Source organism: Rhizobium mulingense (assembly GCF_029194105.1).
Taxonomy (GTDB): Bacteria; Pseudomonadota; Alphaproteobacteria; order Rhizobiales; family Rhizobiaceae; genus Rhizobium; species Rhizobium mulingense.
Window position 1 is genome coordinate 18,478 of the sequence record NZ_JARFVE010000013.1, and the last position, 20,930, is coordinate 39,407.

Here is a 20,930-nt window from a genome sequence, read left to right on the forward strand (position 1 = left end):
GCTCCATGCGGCAGCGGCCAGTTTTCGAGTTTCTTGAGCGACCTCTTCAAGCGAAGGCGTAAGAGCCGTCAGGCCGCTTCGGCACCCGCCGTTGCCAGTGGATGTAACCTTCTTCTTCCATCGCCTTCTCGTCCATTTCGACGCCCCAGCCGGGCCGGTCGGGACGTAGCTCGAGATAGCCGTCCTTCGGCAGATAGGGATCGACGACGTAGCGGGTCTCTCCCTGGCGTTTCTCAACATCGAGGCCGCCATAAACATAGGCCTGGCCCTTCGGCAGCCGGTATTCGAGGATGCGGAAATTCTGCGCGGCGGCCGAGAAATGCACATTGACCGCGGTTGCCAGCGGCCCCATAGGATTGTGTGGCGCGACGCCGACGAAGAAAGCTTCGGCGAGCGTGGCGATGCGGCGCATCTCGCTGATGCCGCCGACAACGCAGATATCCGGCTGGATGAGATCGGCGCCCTTGACCTGCAGCAGACGCAGGAATTCGTTTCTGTTGTAGAGGGACTCGCCGGTCGCAAGCGTGCAGTTGAGACCCTGTTTCAAGTCACCCCAGGCCTCGATATTCTCCGGGCGCAGCGGCTCCTCGAAAAACAGCGGGTCGTAGGGCGCCAGCGCATTGCCGAGCTGGCGGGCAGCGATCGGCTCGAAAATCTTGGCATGCGCATCGAAGGCGATCTCGTATTCGTCATTGACCGCCTCGCGAAGCGAGCGGAAATAATCCGCAGAGGCTTTCACGACATTGCCCCAGCGATGCGCGTGCATATCGATCCGCCAGGGGCTGAGCTTGAAGGCGGTGAAACCCCATTCTTCCTTCAGGCGGTCGAATTCCTCACGGGCGGCCGGCGCATCGGGCGCGGTATAGACCCCGGCATAGACCTTGATGCGGTCACGCACCTCGCCGCCGAGCAGCTTGTAAACCGGCACGTTCGCCGCCTTGGCCGCCAGATCCCACAGGCAGTGATCGAGCGCCGAGATCGCCGCAAGGCCGAGTGCGCCCGGCGGGAAGCGGCTCTGCTGGATCAGCAAGTTGACCAGATATTCGACGCGCGTCGGATCCTGGCCGGAGAGAAATCCATAGAGATAATCGAGCAGCGGCGGCAGCGCCTTGTCGGGGCCGTGATTGTAGCATTCGCCCCAGCCGGTCAGCCCGTCATCGGTATCGAGCGCGACGATCACGCGCGGACGGTCCTTATCGCGGGTCATGAAAACCCGCATGCGGTCGATCTTCATCATTCTGTCCTTCTAGCGATTGAAATAGCTGCGGCGCGCCACGCGCGCCTGCACGTAGACATGCTCGTTATCGGTTCCGGGATTGTAGGCACCGGCGGCCTGTGGCACCGAGACATTGCCGCCGCTGGGGAAGCGGGCGACGAATTCCTCATCGATATCGCAGCCCAACCCCGGACCATCGGGAACGGCAATAAAGCCGTCAACCTGCTGCGGATGCGGCAGGATCGTCTGGCGGCGGCCGTCCCAATCGTCGTCGAGCCGCTCCAGGATGAGCGCGTTCGGGATGGCAGCCAGCAGATGCAGGGCGGCATATTCCGCCACCGGCCCGAGCGAGCCGGAATGCGGCGCCATTTGGATATGGTGGGCTTCGGCCATGGCCGCGATCTTCTTCATCTGCGTGATGCCGCCTGCCCGGCCGGTATCCGGCTGGATCACGTCGACCAGCTCTTTCTCGATCAGCTCGCGTTCGCCGAAGATGGTTGCCGAGCGCTCGCCAGCCGCAAGCGGCACATAAGCGGCGTCGCGGATGCGGCGGTAGCCGTCGAAATTCTCCGGCGCGATCGGATCTTCCACCCACATCAGCTCATAGGGTTCGAGCGCCCGCACCAGCCGGCAGGCATCGCCGGGCGTCAGCCAAGGCGGTCCATGCAGATCGATGGCAATGTCCATATCGTCGCCGACAGCATCGCGGAGTGCGGCGACCTTGCGTACGGGGTCGGCGACCCCGCCGCACTTGATTGCCTTGATGCCGCGCTCCTTGAGCGCAAGCGCGCGCTCGGGCGTATTGGCATGGGAATAGATCGGAATCCGATCCCGCACCTTGCCGCCGAGCAGCATCCAGACAGGCACGCCGAGCGCCTTACCCTTGATGTCCCAGAGGGCCATGTCGATGCCGGTCATAGCGCCGCCTCCGACCGTTCCCAGCATACCATGGCTCATCATCGTGATATGCATCTTCTGCCACAGCCGTTCGATATGGGCCGGATCTTCGCCGATGAGCAACGGCGCAAGGTCATGGATCGCCGTCTCGACGACGCGCGGCCAGCCTGAGCACTCGCCGATGCCGGTGATGCCGTCATCGGTATCGATCTTCAGAAAGAGCCAGTTCCGGGTGCCGCCGAACTGCTTGGAGGTGCGATCGCCGGAACGCTGGTCGGACGCCCAGTTCGAGGGATCGGGCTGGCCGACATGCATGAGAAACGTGCGGATTCCGGTGATTTTCATCTCTGAGAACTTCCATTCTTCAGACTGTCGGGCTTCAGATGATCTGGCGCGACGTAGCGGAAACGTCTCGAATGATCGCGATCGCGCGGGTCAGGGCGCGGGATCGCCGAGATGAGCGCCTGCGTGTAGGCATGCTCGGGTGTGCGGCAGACCTTCTCCGCATCCCCGACTTCCACGAGCTGGCCTTTGTACATGACGCCCACCCGGTCGCACATGTAGCGGATGACGCCGATGTCATGGCTGATGAAGATATAGGCGAGACCAAGTTCGTCCTGCAGGCGCATCAGGAGATCGAGAACCTGCGAGCGCACGGAGACGTCGAGCGCCGAGGTCGCCTCATCGGCAACGATGACACGCGGATTGAGCGTGATGGCGCGGGCAATGCCGATGCGCTGGCGCTGGCCGCCGGAGAAGGCATGCGGATAGCGTTCGCGCGCCCTCGGATCGAGGCCGACTTGCTCCATGAGATGGCAAACGCGCTCCTCCAGCGCCCGCCCCTTTGCAACGCCGTTGACCAGCAACGGCTCGCCAATGATCTGGGAAACGGTCATGCGCGGGTTGAGGGAGCCGAACGGATCCTGAAACACCATGCGCAATTCGCGCCGTGCGGCGGCGAGCGTCTGGCCCTTTGCCGTTGCCAGATCGATGACCTCGCCGCCGGTGCGGCGGTAGAGGATTTCGCCGGCAGTCGGATCGAGCAGCCGCATGATCGAGCGGCCCATCGTCGTCTTGCCGGATCCGCTTTCGCCGACAATGCCGAGCGTCTCGCCCGGCAGAAGCGAAATGGAAACATCGTCCAGCGCTTTCAAATCACCGAAATTCATCGACAGATTTCGCAGCTCGAGAATTGGGGCCGCCGTCCTGTCGAGCGGCGCGCGCGCCAGCCGGATTTCGGCCTTCTGCTCAAGCTTCAGCACCGAACCGATCAGCATGCGGGTATAGTCGTCTTTCGGCGCATGGAAGATCTGCTCGACCGGCGCATATTCCTTGGCGACGCCGTTGTGCATCACGAGCACATCGTTGGCGATCTGCGCCACGACGCCCATGTCATGCGTGATGAAGAGAACGGCCATGCCGTTGGCCTTCTGCAGCCGGGCGATCAAGTCGAGGATTTCGGCTTGGGTCGTCACGTCGAGGGCCGTGGTCGGCTCATCGGCGATCAGCAGCTGCGGTTTGCAGGCAAGCGCCATGGCAATCATCGCACGCTGACGCATGCCGCCGGAATATTGGAAAGCGTAGCGATCCAGCGCTTTTTCCGGAAAGGGAATCTCGACCTGCTTCAGCAGCGATATCGCCTCCGCCCGCGCCTCCGCCTTGGTCATCCGGGTGTGGAGACGAAGCGCCTCGACAATCTGGTTGCCGACTGTGTGGATCGGCGACAATGACGACATCGGCTCCTGGAAGATCATGGCGATGTCACGGCCGCGGATCGCCCGGATCTGGCGTCCCCGCGGATGGAGACTGGTCAGATCGGTCGAGCCGCCGTGGTGATCGTTCAGGACGATCGATCCGGCAGCAATACGACCGGGCGCATCGACGATCTGCAGGATCGAACGGGCCGTCACCGACTTGCCGGATCCGCTTTCGCCGACGACACAGAGCGTCTTGCCCGGTTCGATCGAGAAAGACAGATCGTTGACGGCGCGAAAGACGCCGGTACGCAACGGGAACTCGACCGTAAGATTTTTCACCTGGAGCAGCGGCTTGCTGGCAAGGGATACGATATCGGTCATACCGGCCTCATTTGTTGTAGGGATCGGCCGCGTCGCGCAGACCGTCGCCGAGAAGGTTGAGCGCCATCACGGCGACCACGACGGCACATCCCGGCATGAAGAGCCAGGGTGCGGTGGCGATCGAGCGAATGTTCTGGGCCTCGCGCAGCAGCACGCCCCACGAGATGGTCGGCGGCTGCAGCCCGAGCCCCAGGAAAGACAGCGAGGTTTCGGCAAGGATCATCGCCGGCACCGCGAGCGTGATCGACGCGATGATATGGCTGGCAAAGCTCGGCAGCATGTGACGAAAAATAATGCGTCTTTCGCGCACGCCGTCGAGCCTGGCGGCCGCGACGAATTCTTCCGTGCGCAAAGACAGGAAGCGGCCGCGAACCACACGGGCGAGCTGTGCCCAGCCGGTCAGCGACAGGATGACCGTGATCATCATATATTGCAGCGTCGCCGGCCAGTCCTGCGGCAAGGCCGCGGCCATGGCGAGCCAGATCGGGATCGTCGGCAGGGACAGCACGAAATCGATCACGCGCTGCATGAAGAAATCGATGCGGCCGCCGTAATATCCCGAGATGCCGCCGATCACGATGCCGAGCATCAACGACAGGAAGACGCCGACGAGACCGATCGACAGCGAAACCTGCGAACCCTGCACCGTTCGGCTGAAGACATCGCGCCCAAGCCGGTCGGCGCCGAAGAGAAGCAGCGGCGTGGTCTTGTCGGGCGAAGCGATCAGATGGATGTTTGACTTGAAGAGCCCGAATACGGAATATTCGTAGCCGCGCCCGAAGAACTGGACGTCGACACGCTTCGTCGTGTCTTCCTTGAAGACGGCCGCTAAGGTTTCCGGATCACGGGTCAGCTTCATTGGATAATAATGCGGGCCGAAGGAGAACCCGTTCTGAGTATCAATCAGATGCAATCTCTGCGGCGGATGAAAGGTCGCCCGCGCATTTTGCAGGTTCGGATCGTTGATGGCAAAGAAGCCGGGCACCAAGGCAACGATATACATCAGCACGGTGACGACGAGCGCCACCATGGCCAGCCGATGCCGGCGGAATGCCCACCAGATCAGCTGCCATTGCGAAGCGACAGCGGCGCGATCCGGCTGAATAGTTGTAACGGCGATGTCAGCCATATCGGGTTCCTATTCCAACCGGATGCGGGGATCGACCAGCGCAAGGAGTATGTCGCTGATCAGGGAGCCTATCAGCGTCAGCGCGCAGATCAGCAGAACGAAGGCGCCGGCGAGATACATGTCCTGAGCCATCAGCGCCTGCAGGAGCAGAGGCGCTGCCGTTGGCAGGTTGAGTACGATGGCGACGACGACCGAGCCGGAAATGAGATTGGGCAGCAGCCAAGCGATCGTCGAGATGAACGGATTGAGTGCGATCATCAGAGGATATTTCATCAACAGCCGGAACTCCGAAAGCCCCTTTGCCCGCGCCGTCGTCACGTAGGGCTTAGGCAATTCGTCGAGCATGTTCGCGCGCATGACGCGGATGAGGCTGGCGGTCGAGGAGACGGCAAGGATAATGACGGGAAGCCAGAGATGCGAGAAGAGGTCGCCCATCTTGGCGAAGCTCCAGGCCGCATTCTCATATTCAGGCGAAAACAGCCCGCCGACATCCTGGCCGAATTCGACCGCCGCGATATACATCAGCACCAGCGCCAGCAGGAAGGACGGAACGGCCAGGCCGAAGAAGGTGAAGGCGGTGAAGAAATAGTCGCCGATCGAATATTTGCGCACGGCCGAAAAAACGCCGATCGGCAGCGCGATCGCCCAGGTGGCGATCAATGTCGCCAGAGCCAGAACAAGGGTCAGCGCCATGCGCTCCCAGATCAGGTCGGAGACCGGCTGCTGCCATTCGAAGGAGATGCCGAAATCACCGCGGGAGAGGATGCCCCACATCCATTTGAAATATTGGATGAGCATCGGATCATCGAGGCCGAAGCGCTCACGCAATTGCGCCGCCGTGTTCTGGTCGACGATCTCGTTGGAGGCTGCCAGCGTCGCGATATAGGTGGTGACATAGTCGCCCGGCGGCAGCTGGATCAGCACGAAAGCGAGGAAACTGACGGCAAAAAGCGATGGAATCATCCACAGCAAGCGTTTGGCGATAAAGACCAGCATGAGGCGCCTCTTGCATTGAACGCCGCCCTCAGGCCCTGTCGGCTCTCAGCGCCGGCGAGGCATCTTTGAAGGCGAACCGAAGAAAAAGCGCCGTACCGACGATACGGCGCTCGATCAAAATCAGCTCGTGAAGGTGAACTGCTGCGGCATCGCGGGCCCCGGATTAGGCCAGGACCAGCTATCCGGCTGCTTCTCGGGAACATTGCGCAGATTGTTGCGGATGATGCCGAAGCCACCCACGGCAAGGCAAAGCCCGACCGTCTCGAATTCTTCCGCCGCGATATCGAAGATCTGCTTCATGATCGCGCCGCGCTTGTCGAGATCGGCCGTCGAACGCGCCTCGTCGAACAGCTTCATGCGCTTCTTCTGGCTTTCTGGCGGCTCCTCACCGCGCGCACCGTTGGAAGTGTACCAGAGCGTCCACGGAATGGCGTAGCGAGAGCCCTGCGGATGGAAGGCGAAGAAATCGCGCGGATCGAGCATCGGATCGAGACCGCCGGGGCCAGGCCACACCGCCGCATCATGGGCATTGTCGTCGCCGCGGGTATAATAGAGCGCCCGCTCGATCGTGTTGACCTTCATGTCGATACCGATCTGTGCCCAATGAGTCTTGACCAGTTCCAGGGCATCAACGAGGTCGGGATAGAGTGTCGGAATGACGTCGATCGAGAAGAATACCTTCTGGCCATCGGGCCGGAGGCGGAAACCGTCGCCGCCCTTCTTATAGCCTGCCTCATCGAGCATCGCGCCTGCCTTGTCGGCATCATATTCGGTGAATTGGCGCGCGTATTTCTCGTTGTACCAGGGATGGGTCGGACGCGGCCCGGCCTGGTAGGGTTCGCTCTGTCCGAAATAGACGATGTCGATGAGTTCCGGCCGATTGATGCCGATCGACAGCGCTTGCCGGAACGACTTGTCGGCAAACATCTTGCGCATGGCAGGATCTTTGTGGGTGATGTTGAAGTAGATCTGGCACTGTTGCGCGGCCGAAGGCACGAGCGTCAGCAAGCGGTAGTCGCCCTTCTGCATATTCTGGGACAGCGTCGGCTTGTTGGCGAGCACGCTGATGTGCCGCTCCTGGATGTCGATCTTGCCGGAGATGACGTTGAGCATCAGCGATTCGACGTCCTGCGAAATGCCGAAGTTGATCTCGTCGATATAGGGAAGCTGGTTGCCTGCGGTATCGACCTGCCAGAAATAGGGGTTGCGGGTCATGACGACGCGGGTCGCGCCGCCGACATAGGGCTCCTTGACCACCCAGGGATCGAGCGTCGGCTTGTCGACATTGCCCCAGCGCGTCGGAATTTCGATGTCGCCGCAGCGGTTGCGGAACAGTTCCGTCCAGCTGGTGACACCCGCCTTCTTCACATCGGCCTCGATGTTGGGATTATATTTCGGCAGGAACTGGCTGCAGTAATGCTTCGGAAATAGCGTCGGGTGCTGGCCGAGCGGCGTGGCAAGATTTTCCAGATAAAGCGCGTTGGCCGCTGCAAAGGTGAACTTCACCGTGTAATCGTCGATCTTCTCGACGGTGACCGGCTTGCCGGCGACGGCAAGCTGCGCCGGCGTGGCGCTGTAGAGCTCGGTATTCTTGACGCAGTCTTCGATCGCGAAAACGATGTCATCGGCGGTGAAGGGATGACCGTCGGACCAGCGCACGCCTTCGATGAGATGGAAGGTGAATTGCGTCGCGTCGTCGCTGACCTCCCAGCGTTCGGCCAGGTTCGGCTGGACGGCGGTGAATTCCAGGTTCCAGCGCACGAGGCTCTGGTTGCCGACCATGCGCAGGATGCCGTTATGGTCCGATGAACCGCGCAGGCCGCGCCGCAGCGAACCGCCATAGGTGCCGACCTTTTCGAACGGCGTCACCACCATCGGCTTTTTCGGCAAGCGCTCGGCGAGCGGCGGCAGTTTTCCGTCCTTGACGAGCTGCGCCAATGCCGGCGCTTCACCTCCCGGGTCAGCCAAAGCGCGACCGGTGACAGACAACGCTGCGACGCCGGCCATACCGCCAAGCACGGCGCGGCGGGTGACACCGCGCGACAGAATTTCATTGGGCATCCACTTCCTCCCTGTTTTAGACCGGCGCAGCTCTTGTACCGGCTGGTGCGGCGGTCTCCCAACCTGCCGCTTCACGCCCTCCTCGGCGCTACGGACGAAACCATAGACACGTTCCCAGATGATTACAAGAGTTGACAGATAATTACAGATTCGATAGCGATGCAGCATCAAGCACCCCGCTCAGGCCCGTTCCCGAGGCGGATTATGGAATGAAAAGGTGGCTGATCTGTCAGATGCTGTACGCCCGCCACTTTGCGGCCTCGGCGCATGGGCGACAGAAATATTCGGAGCCAGCCTGCCGGCTCGAAAGAGCAACGACTGAAATGCCGCGTAGCAGGGGAGAAAAGGACGATAATGACCGTCGCCGTCGATGCCGTTTCCAACAGAGGCGCAACGCGCTTCAGCGACATCATCTACGAAAAGATCGTAGGGATGATCGCGGACGGCACGTTTCCCATAAACGAGCGGCTGCCTTCGGAGACGAAGCTCGCCGGCGATTTCGGCGCGTCGAGACCGGTCGTGCGCGAAGCGCTGGAGCGGCTCAGAACCGACGGCCTCGTCGTCTCCCGTAAGGGTTCGGGCTCTTACGTTCGGCAGCGGCCGGATTCATCGATGCTGACAATGGTTCCGGTCGGTTCGCTCGCCGACGTCCAGCGGTTCTTCGAATTCCGCGCCGGCCTCGAAGCCGAGGCGGCCGAGCTTGCGGCACGCAACTGGCAGCCGGCCGACAAGGAGCGGATAACGGCCGCACTTCTCTCGCTCGAGCAATGTCTGCGCAACGGCGAGCTCGGCGCCGAGGAGGACCAGGCCCTCCACGACGCAATCGCGGCGGCGACAGGCAACCAGTTTCACATCACCGTACGCGAATGGTTCAAGCCGCATTTCGCCATAGGCCATTCCGTGACGCGAAGCCTGAGCCTGAAACGGACGCCGGAACAGATCCGCAGTGTCCAGGACGAGCATGCGGTGATCGTGGAGGCGATCTTCGCGCGGCGGGAGTCCGATGCGCATAACGCGATGAAGAAACACATACTGAATGCGCGCGCCCGCATGTTTCAGGGGGTTTGAGCGACAATGGGAGGAAGACGATGAGACGGATCGCCATGACGGGTGCTGCCGGACGCGTCGGGACGCTGCTGCGCCCGCTCCTTCGCCAACACGCAGAGCACTTGCGTTTGATCGATATTCATGAGCCTGCCGAGCTAGCTGAAAACGAGGAGTTCGTGAGCGCCGATCTCTCGAAGCTCGACGAGGCGACGGCCGCCCTCAGAGAGGTCGACGGCGTCGTTCATCTTGCCGGCATCGCGAGCGGCGTCGACATGAACGCCATTCTGCAGGCTAATGTGCTCGGGACCTACAATCTCTACGAGGCCGCTCGGACCAACAAGGTCGGGCGGATGGTCTACGCCTCGAGCAACCACGCGACGGGCTTTTATCCGCGTGGCGAAGTCATATCGCCGCTTGATCCGATGCGACCGGACAGTCCCTACGGATTATCCAAATGCTGGGGCGAGCTGGTGGCGGGACTCTACTACGACACATCGGGCATCCGTTCGCTTTCCATTCGCATCGGCAATGCCGGCACCTATCCGAACAGCGAACGCTCGATCGCGATCTGGATAAGCGCCCGGGATCTCGCGCAGCTGGTGCAGATCGGGCTCACCCATCCGTTGATCGCCGCGACTGTGGTCTACGGCGTATCCGATACGGACGAAAAATGGTGGAACAATGATCTGGCAAGGCGGCTCGGCTACCAGCCTCAGGACCGGCCGCGCGATCACGCCCATATCGAGGACGGAGCCGAGGGACGGGTCGCCCGCGCGTTCCAGGGCGGCGGTTTCTGCGAGTTCAACCATGACGGCAACATCCGCATGCGTGATGCCGAGGGGCTCGTCAAAGACCCGGAGACGGCGTCGTGACGGCGCCGCGCATCGTTGAACCGAAGATCCGTTCGGTGCTGCAGCAGCCGCTGACGGTCGGTGAATCGCCCGTGTGGGACGAAGAGACCGGTGCTCTCTGGCTTGTCGACATCCTGGCGCCGGCAGTCCTGCGGCTTTCCCCGGAAGGCACGGTCGACCGCTTCGCAATGCCGGCCGCGGTCGGCTGCCTCGGGCTTTGCCGTGACAACAGGATCGTCGTCGGTCTTCAGACGGGCGTCCATCTTTTCGATCCCGTCTCCGGTGATATCGAGTTTCTTTGCGATCCGACCGGGCGCCACGTCAACGGCCGCCTCAACGACGGCAAGGTCGGACCCGACGGACACTTCTGGGTCGGCTCGATCAGCGAAGCCAAGCCGCAGGTGAATGACGCCGCACTTTTTCGCGTGGGAGCAGACGGCAGCGCGCGCGCCGTCGCGACTGGTCTAACGAGTTCCAACGGCCTCGCCTGGTCGCCGGACGGCCGGCGGATGTACCATTCCGACAGCCGGCAATGCTTCCTGCAGTCCTTCGACTTCGATCCGGCGACGGGCGAGCTCGGCGAAGCACGCCGGCTTCGCAGCTTCACCGAGGAAGAGGGGCGGCCGGACGGCGCGGCCACAGATCGCGACGGTTTTTACTGGAGCGCCGGCGTCTCTGCCGGCCGGCTCAACCGGATATCGAGCGACGGCGAGATCGTCGAAATCTATCAGCTGCCGGCGGCCGCGCCGACCATGCCATGTTTCGGAGGGCCCGATTTCAGGACGCTCTTCGTCACCAGCCTGTCGACGGACCGTACCGGACGTTTCGAGGCCGGCACGGTCATCGCCTTCGACGTGGATGCGGAGGGCTTGGCGCCCTTCCGCTTTGGCAATCACTCATTTTGATGGAAAGCGAACGGGGAGAAGAATGAGCATCGCAATCATGCGCAAGGCGCTGACAGGTGTGTCGGGCGTTCCCGTCACGGCCTATGACGGAAAAGGCGAAGTCGAACCGCGTATCACCGCGCAGGTCTATGGGCGGGTGGCGGCGGCCGGCATTCACAACATCGTCGCCGCCGGCAATACCGGGGAATTCTATGCGCTGACGCCGCAGGAAATCCGGATCGTCCACGAGGCGGCGGTATCGGGCGTCGACGGCAGGGCGCCGGTGACGGCGGCGATCGGCCGGTCGCTGCACGAGGCGATCGGCATGGCGAGGGATGCGGCGGCGATCGGGGCATCCGCTGTCATGTCGCACCAGCCCGTCGATCCCTTCGCCGCACCTTCGGCTCAGATCGATTATTTCTGCAATCTCGCCGATGCCTGCGCCCTGCCGCTCATCGCCTATGTCAGGGCCGACGGCTTTGCGGTCGCCGATATCGTCCGCCTCGCAAACCACGGCAACATTGCCGGCATCAAATTTGCCACAACCGACCTGATGCTGCTGTCGCGCGCGATCCCGGCAGCCGATCCGAACGGTGCGCTCTTCGTCTGCGGGCTGGCGGAGAGCTGGGCGCCGACCTTCACCGCTGCCGGCGCGCGCGGCTTCACTTCCGGCCTCGTCAACGTCGCACCGAAGCTCTCGCTTGCGGTCCATGATGCGCTTGAAAACGGCGATTTCGGCCGTGCAAGGGCGATCGTCAACAAGCTCGAACCCTTCGAGCGGATGCGGACCAAATTCCGCAACGGCGCGAATGTCACCGTTGTGAAGGAGGCCGTCACCTATGCCGGCCTCGACGTCGGGCCGGTGCGCGTGCCGGGGCTGCCGCGGCTCGACCAGCATGACCGCGAGGAGCTTCATCGATTGCTGGAAGGCTGGGAGGCCGACGGCGACATTCGATCCGACCCGGGCCGGCAGGACGCGAAGGCGGCCGGCTAGAATAAGGCGATTTAGGCCGATCGGTCTAAATGCCGTTCCAGATTAAAGAGTTAGGCATGGCGCCGGACCCACGCGCTCACGCTTTCCGGCACCATGCTTTGAGTTCGACACGATTTTGACAAGCGACAGGATTGGGAGGTCTTGAAATGCTGAGACAAGTACTGACGACGATCGCAATCACCGGTGCCCTGATGGCAGCGCAACCCGCTTCGGCGGCGTCGCCGCCCAACATGCTGGTCATCGGCACCAACCTCACCGGCATCCGCACACTCGATCCGGCTCAGAACAACGCCCGCACGGTGTCCGAGCTGATCTCGAATCTTTACGACAACCTCGTGCAGCTCTCGCCCGACGACCTCAAGACGCTGAAGCCGATGCTTGCGACGAAATGGGAGGTCTCGGCCGACGGTAAGCTCATCACGCTGACCTTGCGCGACGATGCGGTCTTCCAGAGCGGCAACAAGGTGACCGCCGAGGATGCGGCCTGGTCGATCCAGCGCGTCATCAAGATGGGCCAGGTCGGCTCCACCGACGTCGCGCTCTGGGGCTTCACGGCCGATAACGTCGAAAAGCTCGTTCGGGCGAAGGACGAGCATACGCTGGAGATCGAGTTGCCGCAGGCGGTGAATACGGATCTCGTTCTCTATTCGCTGGCCGGCTCTTCTATCGGCATCGTCGACAAGAAGACGGTGTTGTCGCATGAGGCGAACGGCGACTTCGGCGGCGCCTGGCTTTCGGCCAATTCCGCCGGCAGCGGTCCGTTCAGCCTGGCGCAATGGCGGCCGAACGACGTGGCGATCTTCAATGCGCAGTCGAAATATTGGGGCGGCAAGCCGGCCATGGCGCGCGTCGTCGCCCGCCACATCCCGGAATCCGGCAATCTCCGGCTCCAGCTCGAAGCCGGCGACGTCGATGTCGGCCAGTATGTGGCGAGCGGAGATCTCGATGCGCTCGCCACCAACAAGGACATGGTGATCGACAATGTGCCGGGCCTCGGCTTCTACTACATCGCCCTCAACCAGAAAGACCCCGATCTGCAGAAGCCGAAGGTTCGCGAGGCCTTCCAGCATGCCTTCGACTGGAAGGCGATCTCCGGCAACATCATGCGTTATACCGGCTTTCCCTGGCAGTCGATGATTCCGCGCGGCATGATTGGCGCGCCCGAGGAGGCCGCCGTTCGCTATGACTACGACCCCGCCAAGGCCAAGCAGCTGCTGGTGGAGGCTGGATATCCCAACGGCTTGAAGAAGGTGCTCAATCCGTCGGGGGCCCCGACACTGCCCTTCGCGGAGGCGCTGCAGGCGAGTGCGCGCGCCGCCGGTTTCGATCTCGATCTCGTGCCGGGTGAGTTCACGCCCGCCTTCCGCGAGCGTAAATTCGAGGTGCTGCTCGGCAATTCCGGCGCCCGCCTGCCGGACCCCTTCGCCGTCGCCACGCAATACGCCTTCAACCCCGACAATAGCGACGAGGCACGCCTTGGCAGCTATTATCTCTGGCGCACGGGCATGAAGGTGGACGAGCTCAACACGCTCATCGACCAATCGATGCGGGAGCGCGACACGGAAAAGCGCACCGACATCTTCAAGAAGATGGACGGCATCTATGCCGGCATGGCTTCGCCGCTCGTCATCTTCTTCCAGCGAACCGACCCCTACGTCATGCGTGCCAACGTGAAGGGTTATCACGGGCACACGACGTGGTCGACGCGCTGGCATGATGTGACCAAGGAGTAGAGCACGTGGCGAGTGCCGATCTGACATCGAAGCGGGATGGGAGCGGGTTCGCCGAGGCGGCCCCGCACCCTCTGCTGAGCCTGCTGCGGCGGCTGGCGGGACGCGTGGTGGCCGTCGTGACGACGCTGCTCGGCCTGCTCTTCCTGACCTTTTCGATGGGCCGCCTGCTGCCTGCCGACCCGGTCTTAGCAATCACCGGGGCGGAAGTCAGCAAGCAGGTTTACGACCGCGTCTATAACGAGCTCGGCCTCGGGCAGCCGATCTGGATGCAGTTCCTCTCCTATGTCGGGAAGATCGCCACCGGCGATCTCGGCATGGCGGCGACGACCGGCCAGCCGATCCTGACCGATTTGATGACGATTTTTCCGGCGACCATCGAGCTTGCCATCATTGCCATGATCATCGGAGCGATCATCGGCATCCCATTGGGCGTCACCGCGGCCGTTAGGCGCGGGACGATCATCGACCATATTGCACGCATCGTTGCCCTTGCCGGCCATTCCATCCCGATCTTCTGGACCGGCCTGATGGCGCTCTTCATCTTCTACGCCAAGCTGAAGCTCGTCGGCGCGTCGGGCCGGGTCGACGTCTTCTACGAAGGCCTCGTCACGCCCGTGACCGGCTTTCTCTTGATCGATGCGGCGATCCAGGGCCAATGGGACGTGTTTCACAATGCGCTCGGCCACATCATCCTGCCGGCGGCAATCCTCGGCTATTACTCCGTCGCCTATATCAGCCGCATGTCGCGAAGCTTCATGCTGGAGCAGCTGAGCCAGGAATATATCGTCACCGCCCGGGCAAAGGGGCTCGGCACCCGAAAGGTTGTCTGGCGCCATGCTTTCCGCAATATCCGCGTGCAGCTCCTGACGATCCTGGCGCTGACCTTCGGCGGCCTGCTCGAAGGCGCGGTCCTGATCGAGACGGTTTTCGGCTGGCCAGGGCTTGGCCAATACCTCACCCGCGGGCTGCAGATGAACGACATGAACGTCGTGATGGGCTCGGTGCTGACGATCGGCGCCGTCTTCCTGACGATCAATATCCTGTCCGACGTCCTCTATCGCATCCTGGATCCGAGAACACGGTGACGCCATGACGATCTCCACCGAAGACGCAGACACCACCCATGCCGGCGGCTTCCGCAATTGGCTGCACGCGCCCGAGCCTCAGGGCTGGTTCCAGTCGTCGGCGCAGCAGGTCCATCAGGGCTGGCAGAAATTCAGCCTTCACCCGCTCGGCCTTGCCGGCCTCTTCATCATCGTGCTGCTGATCGTCGTAGCGACGGCTGCTCCCCTGCTGACGAGCTACGACCCGATCGTTCAGGACATGGCAAGGCGGCTTGCGCCGCCTTCCGCGGAACATTGGCTCGGCACCGACAATTTCGGCCGTGACGTCTTTGCGCGGGTGATCTACGGCGCCCGCACGACGCTCTACATCATCATGCTGGTCACCATCATCGTCGCCCCCCTCGGCCTGCTGATCGGCACTTTCTCCGGCTATTTCGGCGGCATCGTCGACGAGATCCTGATGCGCATCACCGATATCTTCCTCTCCTTCCCTGGGCTGGTGCTGGCGCTCGGCTTTGCCGCCGCTCTCGGCCCCGGCATCACCAATGCGATCATCGCCATCTCGCTGACGGCCTGGCCGCCGATCGCGCGGCTGGCGCGCGCCGAAACGCTCAGCCTGCGCAAGGCGGATTATATCGCCGCCGTGCGCCTGCAGGGCGCGACGTCGATCGCGATCATCACCCGCCACATCCTGCCCATGTGCATTCCCTCGGTGATCGTACGCGTCACGCTCAACATGGCCGGCATCATCATCACCGCCGCGGGTCTCGGCTTCCTTGGCCTCGGCGCACAGCCGCCATGGCCGGAATGGGGTTCGATGGCCGCCAGCGGCCGCGAATTCATGCTCGACAGCCCCTGGGTGATCGCCGCGCCCGGCATCGCCATCGCGCTCGTCAGCCTCGCCTTCAACCTCGTCGGCGATGCGCTGCGCGACGTGCTCGACCCGAGAGGTTCGGAATGACGCAGCCCCTGATCGATATCCGCAACCTCGAAATCGCCTATGGCGGCGGCCACATGCGCGCAGTGCGCGGCGTGAGCTTTACGCTCGACCAGGAAAAGCTCGGCATCGTCGGCGAATCCGGGTCAGGCAAATCCACAGTCGGCCGGGCGATCATGAAACTGCTGCCGCCGACCGCCATGATCACCGCCGAGCGAATGCGCTTTCACGATCTGGATCTCCTCAAGGCGAACGAGCGGACGATGATGACGATCCGCGGGCGGCGGATCGGCCTCATCCTGCAGGACCCGAAATATTCGCTCAATCCTGTCATGCGGATCGGCGAACAGATCGCCGAGACCTACCGCTTCCATCATCCCAAGGTGAGCGCAAAAAAAACCTACGCCCAGGCGCTCGACATGCTCGAAGCCGTCCAGATCCGCGATCCCGAACGCGTCGCCCGCCTTTATCCGCACGAGATCTCCGGCGGGATGGGCCAGCGCGTGATGATCGCCATGATGCTGATTGCCGAACCGGAGGTGCTGATCGCCGACGAACCGACCTCGGCGCTCGACGTAACCGTAAGGCTCGAGATCCTCGCGCTGCTCGACGAACTCGTTTCACGTCGCAATCTCGGCCTGATCTTCATCAGCCACGATCTCAACCTCATCCGCAATTTCTGCGACCGCGTCCTGATCATGTATGCCGGCCGCGTCGTGGAAGTGCTGGAGGCGCGCGATCTCGACAAGGCCAAACACCCCTATACACAAGGGCTGCTGGCATCGCTGCCGACGATCGAGGATCCGCCCGCCCGGCTGCCGATCCTGAAGCGCGATCCCGCCTGGCTGAATGACGTGACAGCGGAGGCGCCGCGATGATCAGTATCGACAATCTCACCATCCGCTTCGGTCACGGCCAGCGGCCTGTCGTCAGGGATGTGAACCTCGCCATCGAGAGTGGCACGGCCTTTGGTCTCGTCGGCGAATCCGGCTGCGGCAAGTCCACGGTTCTCCGGGCGCTTTCCGGCCTCAACGCAAACTATGACGGTCGCATCGCCCTCGACGGCGAGGCGCTTGAGCGCCAGCGCAGCAGGCCGTTCTATCGGCGGGTGCAGATGGTGTTCCAGGACCCCTACGGCTCGCTCCATCCGCGCAAGACCATCCGCTCGCAGCTGCAGGAGCCGCTGCGCAACCAAGGCTTGGACCGAAATTCCGTCGACGTGAACGCGGTGCTGCGATCGGTCGGCCTCGATCCAGCGCTGAGCTACCGCTTTCCGCATCAGCTCTCGGGCGGGCAGCGGCAGCGCGTGGCGATCGCCCGCGCCCTGATGCTGAACCCTGATGTCCTGCTTCTCGACGAGCCGACATCCGCACTCGACGTTTCCGTCCAGGCCGAAATCCTCAATCTGCTGCAGGACCTGCGCAAGGAGCGCGGGCTGACCTATCTCCTCGTCAGCCACGATCTCGCCGTCGTCTCCCACATGTGCAGCCGCGTCGCGATCATGGAAGCCGGCGAGATCGTCGAACAGGTCGATATCGAGGCCTTGCGAAGAGGCGCGGTCGAACATCCCTATTCGCAACGCCTGCTGCGGGCGAGCCGGATGTATGGTAGGGCGTAGCCCCGCGCCTCATCGGAACGACGGACATGACCGCCTCGCCTCTCTTCCTTGGCCTTCCCAATCGTCTCGACGACGGCCGCACGCCCCGTGCGGTGATCTTCGGAGCCGGTCACGGCAGCACCTATCCCGGCAAGGACAGCTGCGGCTATGCCCTGGCCGCCAACGCCATCCGCGCCGCAAGCCAGGACGATGCACCGCTTATCGAGCATTGGGACTTCGATCTCGGCGGCCCCTTGTTCGACGGCAAGCCCGTCTCATGCACCGATGCCGGCGATATCGAGACCATCATGCATGACAATGCCGGCAACCGGGCGCGGATCGAGGCGAAAACGCGCGAGGTCCTGTCGCTGCCATCGGTGCCGATCCTGATCGGCGGCGATTGTTCCGTGACCATTCCCTTCCTCGCCGGCTTTGCGGATCGCGGGCCGGTCTGGGTCCTGCAGATCGATGCCCATATCGATTGGCGCGACGAACTGCATGGGGAACGCTTGGGCTATTCGAGCCCGATGCGGCGGGCAAGCGAGATGCCGCATGTCGCCGGCATGGTGCAGGTCGGGCTCCGCAGCGTCGGCAGCGCTCGGCCGGCGGACGTCGAAGCCGCGCGGGTCTATGGCAGCCGCTTCGTCACCGCCCGCGAAATTCACGCTGAGGGCGCCGAAGCCGCCCTGCGCCATATTCCCGAGGGAGTGCCGGTCGTCGTCACCCTCGACTGCGACAGTTTCGATCCCGCCATCATGCCCGGTGTCGCGGCGCGCACGCCCGGCGGCCTGACCTATACTCAAGCGATCGACCTAATAGCTAGGCTCGGCAGGCGCGCCCGGATCGCAGGTTTCGACCTCGTGGAGTTTTATCCTCCCGCCGACAGAGATGGCCTGTCGGCCCTGACGGCGGCGCGCCTTCTCGTCAATGTGATCGGCGCCACCGCCCGGCAGGAATGATGCGGCCGCTCGTGGTACGACTTGGCTGATACCGGCTGTTGATGTCGTCTCCGAAGGCTTGACATCGACCGTGTTAAGGCAGAATTCGCAGTCGGCGGCCGTGCATGCGCGGTCGCCGACTTACAAGCCCACCAACTACTCCCGTCATGCTTAGGCTTCCGCACCGATCGATGCGCAGCGGATTCTCGGCACAAAGCCGAGGACGACGGCGAGTAAAAAACGAAGCTTGTCAACAAAGTGCGGGGCCGCGGACGCGAGACCGTTTCTGCAAGGATGCGAGAGATGAAGACCAAGACGGCCGTCGCCAATGCCGGGAACCTGATCATGACAGGTGTCCTCCTGATGCTGCTCGGCGATCTGCTGTTCGCGCTGAACGATGCAATGGGCAAGTGGCTGATGGCAAGCTTCGCCGTCGGCCAGGTGCTGGTGATCCGCTCGGTCGGCGCCTTCATCGTGCTCGGGCCGATGATCCTGCGGCAGGGACCTATGGCTCAGTTTCGCATCGAGCAGAAGGGCCTGCAATTCATGCGGGTCGTCATGGCGACCGGCGACGTCGCCCTGTTCTACGCAGCCGTCGCCTATCTGCCGCTCGCCGACGTGATGACCTTCTATATGGCCGGGCCGATCTATATCGCCGCGCTCTCGCATTTCTTTCTCGGAGAAAAGATCGGCTGGCGGCGCTGGCTTGCCGTGCTGGTCGGCTTCGCCGGCGTCGTCATCGCGCTTCGGCCTTCCACGGCGATGCTGTCGCTTCCATCCTTCTTCGGCCTCGCCGGCAGCTTCGCCTTTGCGCTCTCGCTTGTCATGAGCCGATATCTGCGCTCGACGAGCGACACGACGCTCGTGACGTGGCAGACGGTTGCCGCCCTCGTCACCGGCATCGGCTTGAGCATCGGCAATTGGCAGCCGGCCACACTCGTCGATTGGTCCGGCATGCTGCTGCTTGGCGTTGTCGCCACCTGCGCGCATCTGCTCATCACGCGCTCGCTGAAGCTCGCACCGGCATCGCTGCTGGCGCCCCTGCAATATACGCTACTGCTCTGGGCGATCGTGCTCGGCTACATTTTCTTCAACGACATTCCCGACACGCAGATCGTCATCGGCGCCGCCATCATCGTCTTTGCCGGGCTGTTCATCTTCCACCGGAAGAATTTGAAGGAAACCGTTCCGGCCGAAGCCGTCCCGCCCGATGGTCACTGAGATCAATCGTCAGCGACCGGCGGCGGCTCCCAGCCGAAGACGCTGCGGCCGCCGAAATCGGCGGATTGGCGGAATTCGCCGGCGATGATTTCCTTGAGGTCGGGGCCGGTCACATAGCGTTCCATTTGGCGGGATTGCTCGTCCAGGCGCTTCAGCGCCTGCAGCTCCTCCTCGCGCCCGAGTCTGCCCTTCAGCACAGCCGACTTCATTACGCCGATCGTCTCGTCATAGACCTTGAGCGGCACCGGAAAGGGATGTCGGTCCTTGCCGCCATGGGCGATCGAGAAGCGCGCAGGGTCGGAAAAGCGGCAGGGTGCGCCGTGTACGACTTCCGCCACCATCGCCAGCGCCTTCACCGTGCGCGCACCGACGCCGGGAACAAGCAGCAATTCCTGGAAATCCGTAGGCCCGCGATCGGCCGCGGCGGCCAGATTTCCGCGCAGGCGGCGCATGTTGACGTCGCTCTCGCGGACATCGTGATGGGCAGGCATGATGAGATGCGGCAGCATTGGCTGCTCGGCGGGCTCGGGCTCCGGCTCTTCGGCGCGCAAGAGTGCTGCAGCTTCGCGAACGATCCGGTCGGGGCCGAGCGTCGCCAGAAGGTCGAGCTGCCCGCGCCGCGAGCGCTCCGCGCGTTTATCTGCGAGATTGACGATCTCGCCCTGGCTGCGTCCCTCGATTGCCGCATGCGGTGAGTCGACGAAGCTCTCCAACCCCTCCGATAGCCAATGATAGCGCCGGGCCTGCCGCCGATCGCCGTTCATGCCCTGCTGCACGACCACCCAATGACCGTCATCGGCGACTATGAAACCGTGGAGATAAAGGTCGAACCCATCCTGAAGGGCGGCACTGTCGACTTTGGCGATCAGACGGCTGGTCGTCGCCAGCCCCTCACCGTCCAGGCCGACGCGGCCGCCGATCGAGACGAGCTCCTGCGGCGTCTTGCGCGAGTGTTGGCCGCGGCCGCCGCAGACATGCAGTCCGAGTTCGCCCGCACGGGGCTTCAGCCCGCGCTTCAGCGCGCCGAGAACGCTGGTCGTGATGCCGGAGGAATGCCAGTCCATGCCCATGACGGCACCGAAGGACTGAAACCAGAAAGGGTGAGCGAGCCGGCGCAGAAACTCATCGCGGCCGTAATGATGAACGATCGCCTCGGTGATCAACGTGCCGAGTCGCGTCATCCGCTCGCCAAGCCAATGCGGCACACGTCCCCCGTGGAGGGGAAGATCGGCGCTGCCTGCTCGCTGTGACATTTCTTTTCCTTATATTTTCATCGCCGACGGCGAT

At 62.9% G+C, this 20,930-nt stretch carries 18 protein-coding genes; 11 read left to right on the forward strand and 7 right to left on the reverse strand.

Annotation, left to right across the window (positions count from 1 at the left end):
* Positions 1-46 precede the first annotated feature (46 nt).
* From PYR71_RS24805 to PYR71_RS24830, 6 genes are all read right to left on the reverse strand, one after another.
* Positions 47-1,234, reverse strand: a complete 1,188-nt coding sequence (locus PYR71_RS24805; protein ID WP_183934833.1) for a galactarate dehydratase — start codon at positions 1,232-1,234, stop codon at positions 47-49.
* A 12-nt stretch (positions 1,235-1,246) separates the two neighbouring features.
* A complete protein-coding gene (locus tag PYR71_RS24810; protein ID WP_275621247.1) occupies positions 1,247-2,458 on the reverse strand; it encodes a mandelate racemase/muconate lactonizing enzyme family protein in 1,212 nt (403 codons plus the stop codon).
* Positions 2,455-4,191 carry an ABC transporter ATP-binding protein gene (locus PYR71_RS24815; RefSeq protein WP_275621248.1) on the reverse strand — a complete coding sequence of 579 codons (1,737 nt, stop codon included), beginning with the start codon at positions 4,189-4,191 and terminating at the stop codon, positions 2,455-2,457. Before PYR71_RS24815 ends, PYR71_RS24810 begins: the two co-directional genes overlap by 4 nt.
* Positions 4,192-4,198: 7 nt before the next feature.
* Positions 4,199-5,320, reverse strand: a complete 1,122-nt coding sequence (locus tag PYR71_RS24820; protein WP_275621249.1) for an ABC transporter permease — start codon at positions 5,318-5,320, stop codon at positions 4,199-4,201.
* Between the two features lie 9 nt (positions 5,321-5,329).
* Positions 5,330-6,316, reverse strand: coding sequence for an ABC transporter permease (locus PYR71_RS24825; protein WP_183934676.1), 987 nt, complete (start codon positions 6,314-6,316; stop codon positions 5,330-5,332).
* 120 nt (positions 6,317-6,436) lie between these two features.
* Complete coding sequence (locus PYR71_RS24830) at positions 6,437-8,377, reverse strand: ABC transporter substrate-binding protein (RefSeq protein WP_275621250.1); 1,941 nt, start codon at positions 8,375-8,377, stop codon at positions 6,437-6,439.
* 354 nt (positions 8,378-8,731) lie between these two features.
* Here PYR71_RS24830 and PYR71_RS24835 point away from each other — a divergent pair, with 354 nt between their 5' ends.
* The 11 genes from PYR71_RS24835 (at position 8,732) to PYR71_RS24885 (ending at position 19,643) form a co-directional block, all read left to right on the forward strand.
* Entirely contained in the window at positions 8,732-9,445 is a 714-nt protein-coding gene (locus PYR71_RS24835; RefSeq protein ID WP_275621251.1) for a FadR/GntR family transcriptional regulator, read from the forward strand.
* A 20-nt stretch (positions 9,446-9,465) separates the two neighbouring features.
* Positions 9,466-10,296: an NAD-dependent epimerase/dehydratase family protein gene (locus PYR71_RS24840; protein ID WP_275621252.1), complete on the forward strand. Its 831-nt coding sequence runs from the start codon at positions 9,466-9,468 to the stop codon at positions 10,294-10,296.
* Positions 10,293-11,180 (forward strand): SMP-30/gluconolactonase/LRE family protein, encoded by an 888-nt coding sequence (locus PYR71_RS24845; protein ID WP_275621253.1) that lies wholly within the window; start codon positions 10,293-10,295, stop codon positions 11,178-11,180. The genes PYR71_RS24840 and PYR71_RS24845 overlap by 4 nt, the downstream gene beginning before the upstream one ends.
* A gap of 22 nt (positions 11,181-11,202) precedes the next feature.
* Positions 11,203-12,153 (forward strand): dihydrodipicolinate synthase family protein, encoded by a 951-nt coding sequence (locus PYR71_RS24850; RefSeq protein ID WP_183934681.1) that lies wholly within the window; start codon positions 11,203-11,205, stop codon positions 12,151-12,153.
* 146 nt (positions 12,154-12,299) lie between these two features.
* Positions 12,300-13,886 carry an ABC transporter substrate-binding protein gene (locus tag PYR71_RS24855; RefSeq protein WP_275621254.1) on the forward strand — a complete coding sequence of 529 codons (1,587 nt, stop codon included), beginning with the start codon at positions 12,300-12,302 and terminating at the stop codon, positions 13,884-13,886.
* A gap of 5 nt (positions 13,887-13,891) precedes the next feature.
* Complete coding sequence (locus PYR71_RS24860) at positions 13,892-14,971, forward strand: ABC transporter permease (RefSeq protein ID WP_275621255.1); 1,080 nt, start codon at positions 13,892-13,894, stop codon at positions 14,969-14,971.
* 4 nt (positions 14,972-14,975) lie between these two features.
* Positions 14,976-15,911 carry an ABC transporter permease gene (locus PYR71_RS24865; protein WP_275621256.1) on the forward strand — a complete coding sequence of 312 codons (936 nt, stop codon included), beginning with the start codon at positions 14,976-14,978 and terminating at the stop codon, positions 15,909-15,911.
* Positions 15,908-16,765 (forward strand): ABC transporter ATP-binding protein, encoded by an 858-nt coding sequence (locus tag PYR71_RS24870; protein ID WP_275621257.1) that lies wholly within the window; start codon positions 15,908-15,910, stop codon positions 16,763-16,765. Before PYR71_RS24865 ends, PYR71_RS24870 begins: the two co-directional genes overlap by 4 nt.
* Positions 16,762-17,505, forward strand: coding sequence for an ABC transporter ATP-binding protein (locus PYR71_RS24875; RefSeq protein WP_275621258.1), 744 nt, complete (start codon positions 16,762-16,764; stop codon positions 17,503-17,505). Before PYR71_RS24870 ends, PYR71_RS24875 begins: the two co-directional genes overlap by 4 nt.
* A gap of 26 nt (positions 17,506-17,531) precedes the next feature.
* Positions 17,532-18,443 carry an agmatinase gene (locus PYR71_RS24880; RefSeq protein WP_275621259.1) on the forward strand — a complete coding sequence of 304 codons (912 nt, stop codon included), beginning with the start codon at positions 17,532-17,534 and terminating at the stop codon, positions 18,441-18,443.
* A 282-nt stretch (positions 18,444-18,725) separates the two neighbouring features.
* Positions 18,726-19,643 (forward strand): DMT family transporter, encoded by a 918-nt coding sequence (locus PYR71_RS24885; protein ID WP_275621260.1) that lies wholly within the window; start codon positions 18,726-18,728, stop codon positions 19,641-19,643.
* A gap of 2 nt (positions 19,644-19,645) precedes the next feature.
* Here the strand turns inward: PYR71_RS24885 and PYR71_RS24890 are convergent, their stop codons facing one another.
* Positions 19,646-20,896: a DUF763 domain-containing protein gene (locus PYR71_RS24890; RefSeq protein ID WP_275621261.1), complete on the reverse strand. Its 1,251-nt coding sequence runs from the start codon at positions 20,894-20,896 to the stop codon at positions 19,646-19,648.
* Between the last annotated feature and the right edge of the window lie 34 nt (positions 20,897-20,930).

Excerpts from the sequence above, each read along its gene's own strand:
- PYR71_RS24870 (WP_275621257.1), top strand. The coding sequence starts at position 15,908 with ATGACGCAGCCCCTGATCGATATCCGCAACCTCGAAATCGCCTATGGC.
- PYR71_RS24825 (WP_183934676.1), bottom strand. The coding sequence starts at position 6,316 with ATGCTGGTCTTTATCGCCAAACGCTTGCTGTGGATGATTCCATCGCTT.
- PYR71_RS24865 (WP_275621256.1), top strand. The coding sequence starts at position 14,976 with ATGACGATCTCCACCGAAGACGCAGACACCACCCATGCCGGCGGCTTC.
- PYR71_RS24885 (WP_275621260.1), top strand. The coding sequence starts at position 18,726 with ATGAAGACCAAGACGGCCGTCGCCAATGCCGGGAACCTGATCATGACA.
- PYR71_RS24840 (WP_275621252.1), top strand. The coding sequence starts at position 9,466 with ATGAGACGGATCGCCATGACGGGTGCTGCCGGACGCGTCGGGACGCTG.
- PYR71_RS24875 (WP_275621258.1), top strand. The coding sequence starts at position 16,762 with ATGATCAGTATCGACAATCTCACCATCCGCTTCGGTCACGGCCAGCGG.
- PYR71_RS24880 (WP_275621259.1), top strand. The coding sequence starts at position 17,532 with ATGACCGCCTCGCCTCTCTTCCTTGGCCTTCCCAATCGTCTCGACGAC.
- PYR71_RS24835 (WP_275621251.1), top strand. The coding sequence starts at position 8,732 with ATGACCGTCGCCGTCGATGCCGTTTCCAACAGAGGCGCAACGCGCTTC.
- PYR71_RS24815 (WP_275621248.1), bottom strand. The coding sequence starts at position 4,191 with ATGACCGATATCGTATCCCTTGCCAGCAAGCCGCTGCTCCAGGTGAAA.
- PYR71_RS24830 (WP_275621250.1), bottom strand. The coding sequence starts at position 8,377 with ATGCCCAATGAAATTCTGTCGCGCGGTGTCACCCGCCGCGCCGTGCTT.
- PYR71_RS24810 (WP_275621247.1), bottom strand. The coding sequence starts at position 2,458 with ATGAAAATCACCGGAATCCGCACGTTTCTCATGCATGTCGGCCAGCCC.
- PYR71_RS24855 (WP_275621254.1), top strand. The coding sequence starts at position 12,300 with ATGCTGAGACAAGTACTGACGACGATCGCAATCACCGGTGCCCTGATG.
- PYR71_RS24850 (WP_183934681.1), top strand. The coding sequence starts at position 11,203 with ATGAGCATCGCAATCATGCGCAAGGCGCTGACAGGTGTGTCGGGCGTT.
- PYR71_RS24805 (WP_183934833.1), bottom strand. The coding sequence starts at position 1,234 with ATGAAGATCGACCGCATGCGGGTTTTCATGACCCGCGATAAGGACCGT.
- PYR71_RS24820 (WP_275621249.1), bottom strand. The coding sequence starts at position 5,320 with ATGGCTGACATCGCCGTTACAACTATTCAGCCGGATCGCGCCGCTGTC.
- PYR71_RS24890 (WP_275621261.1), bottom strand. The coding sequence starts at position 20,896 with ATGTCACAGCGAGCAGGCAGCGCCGATCTTCCCCTCCACGGGGGACGT.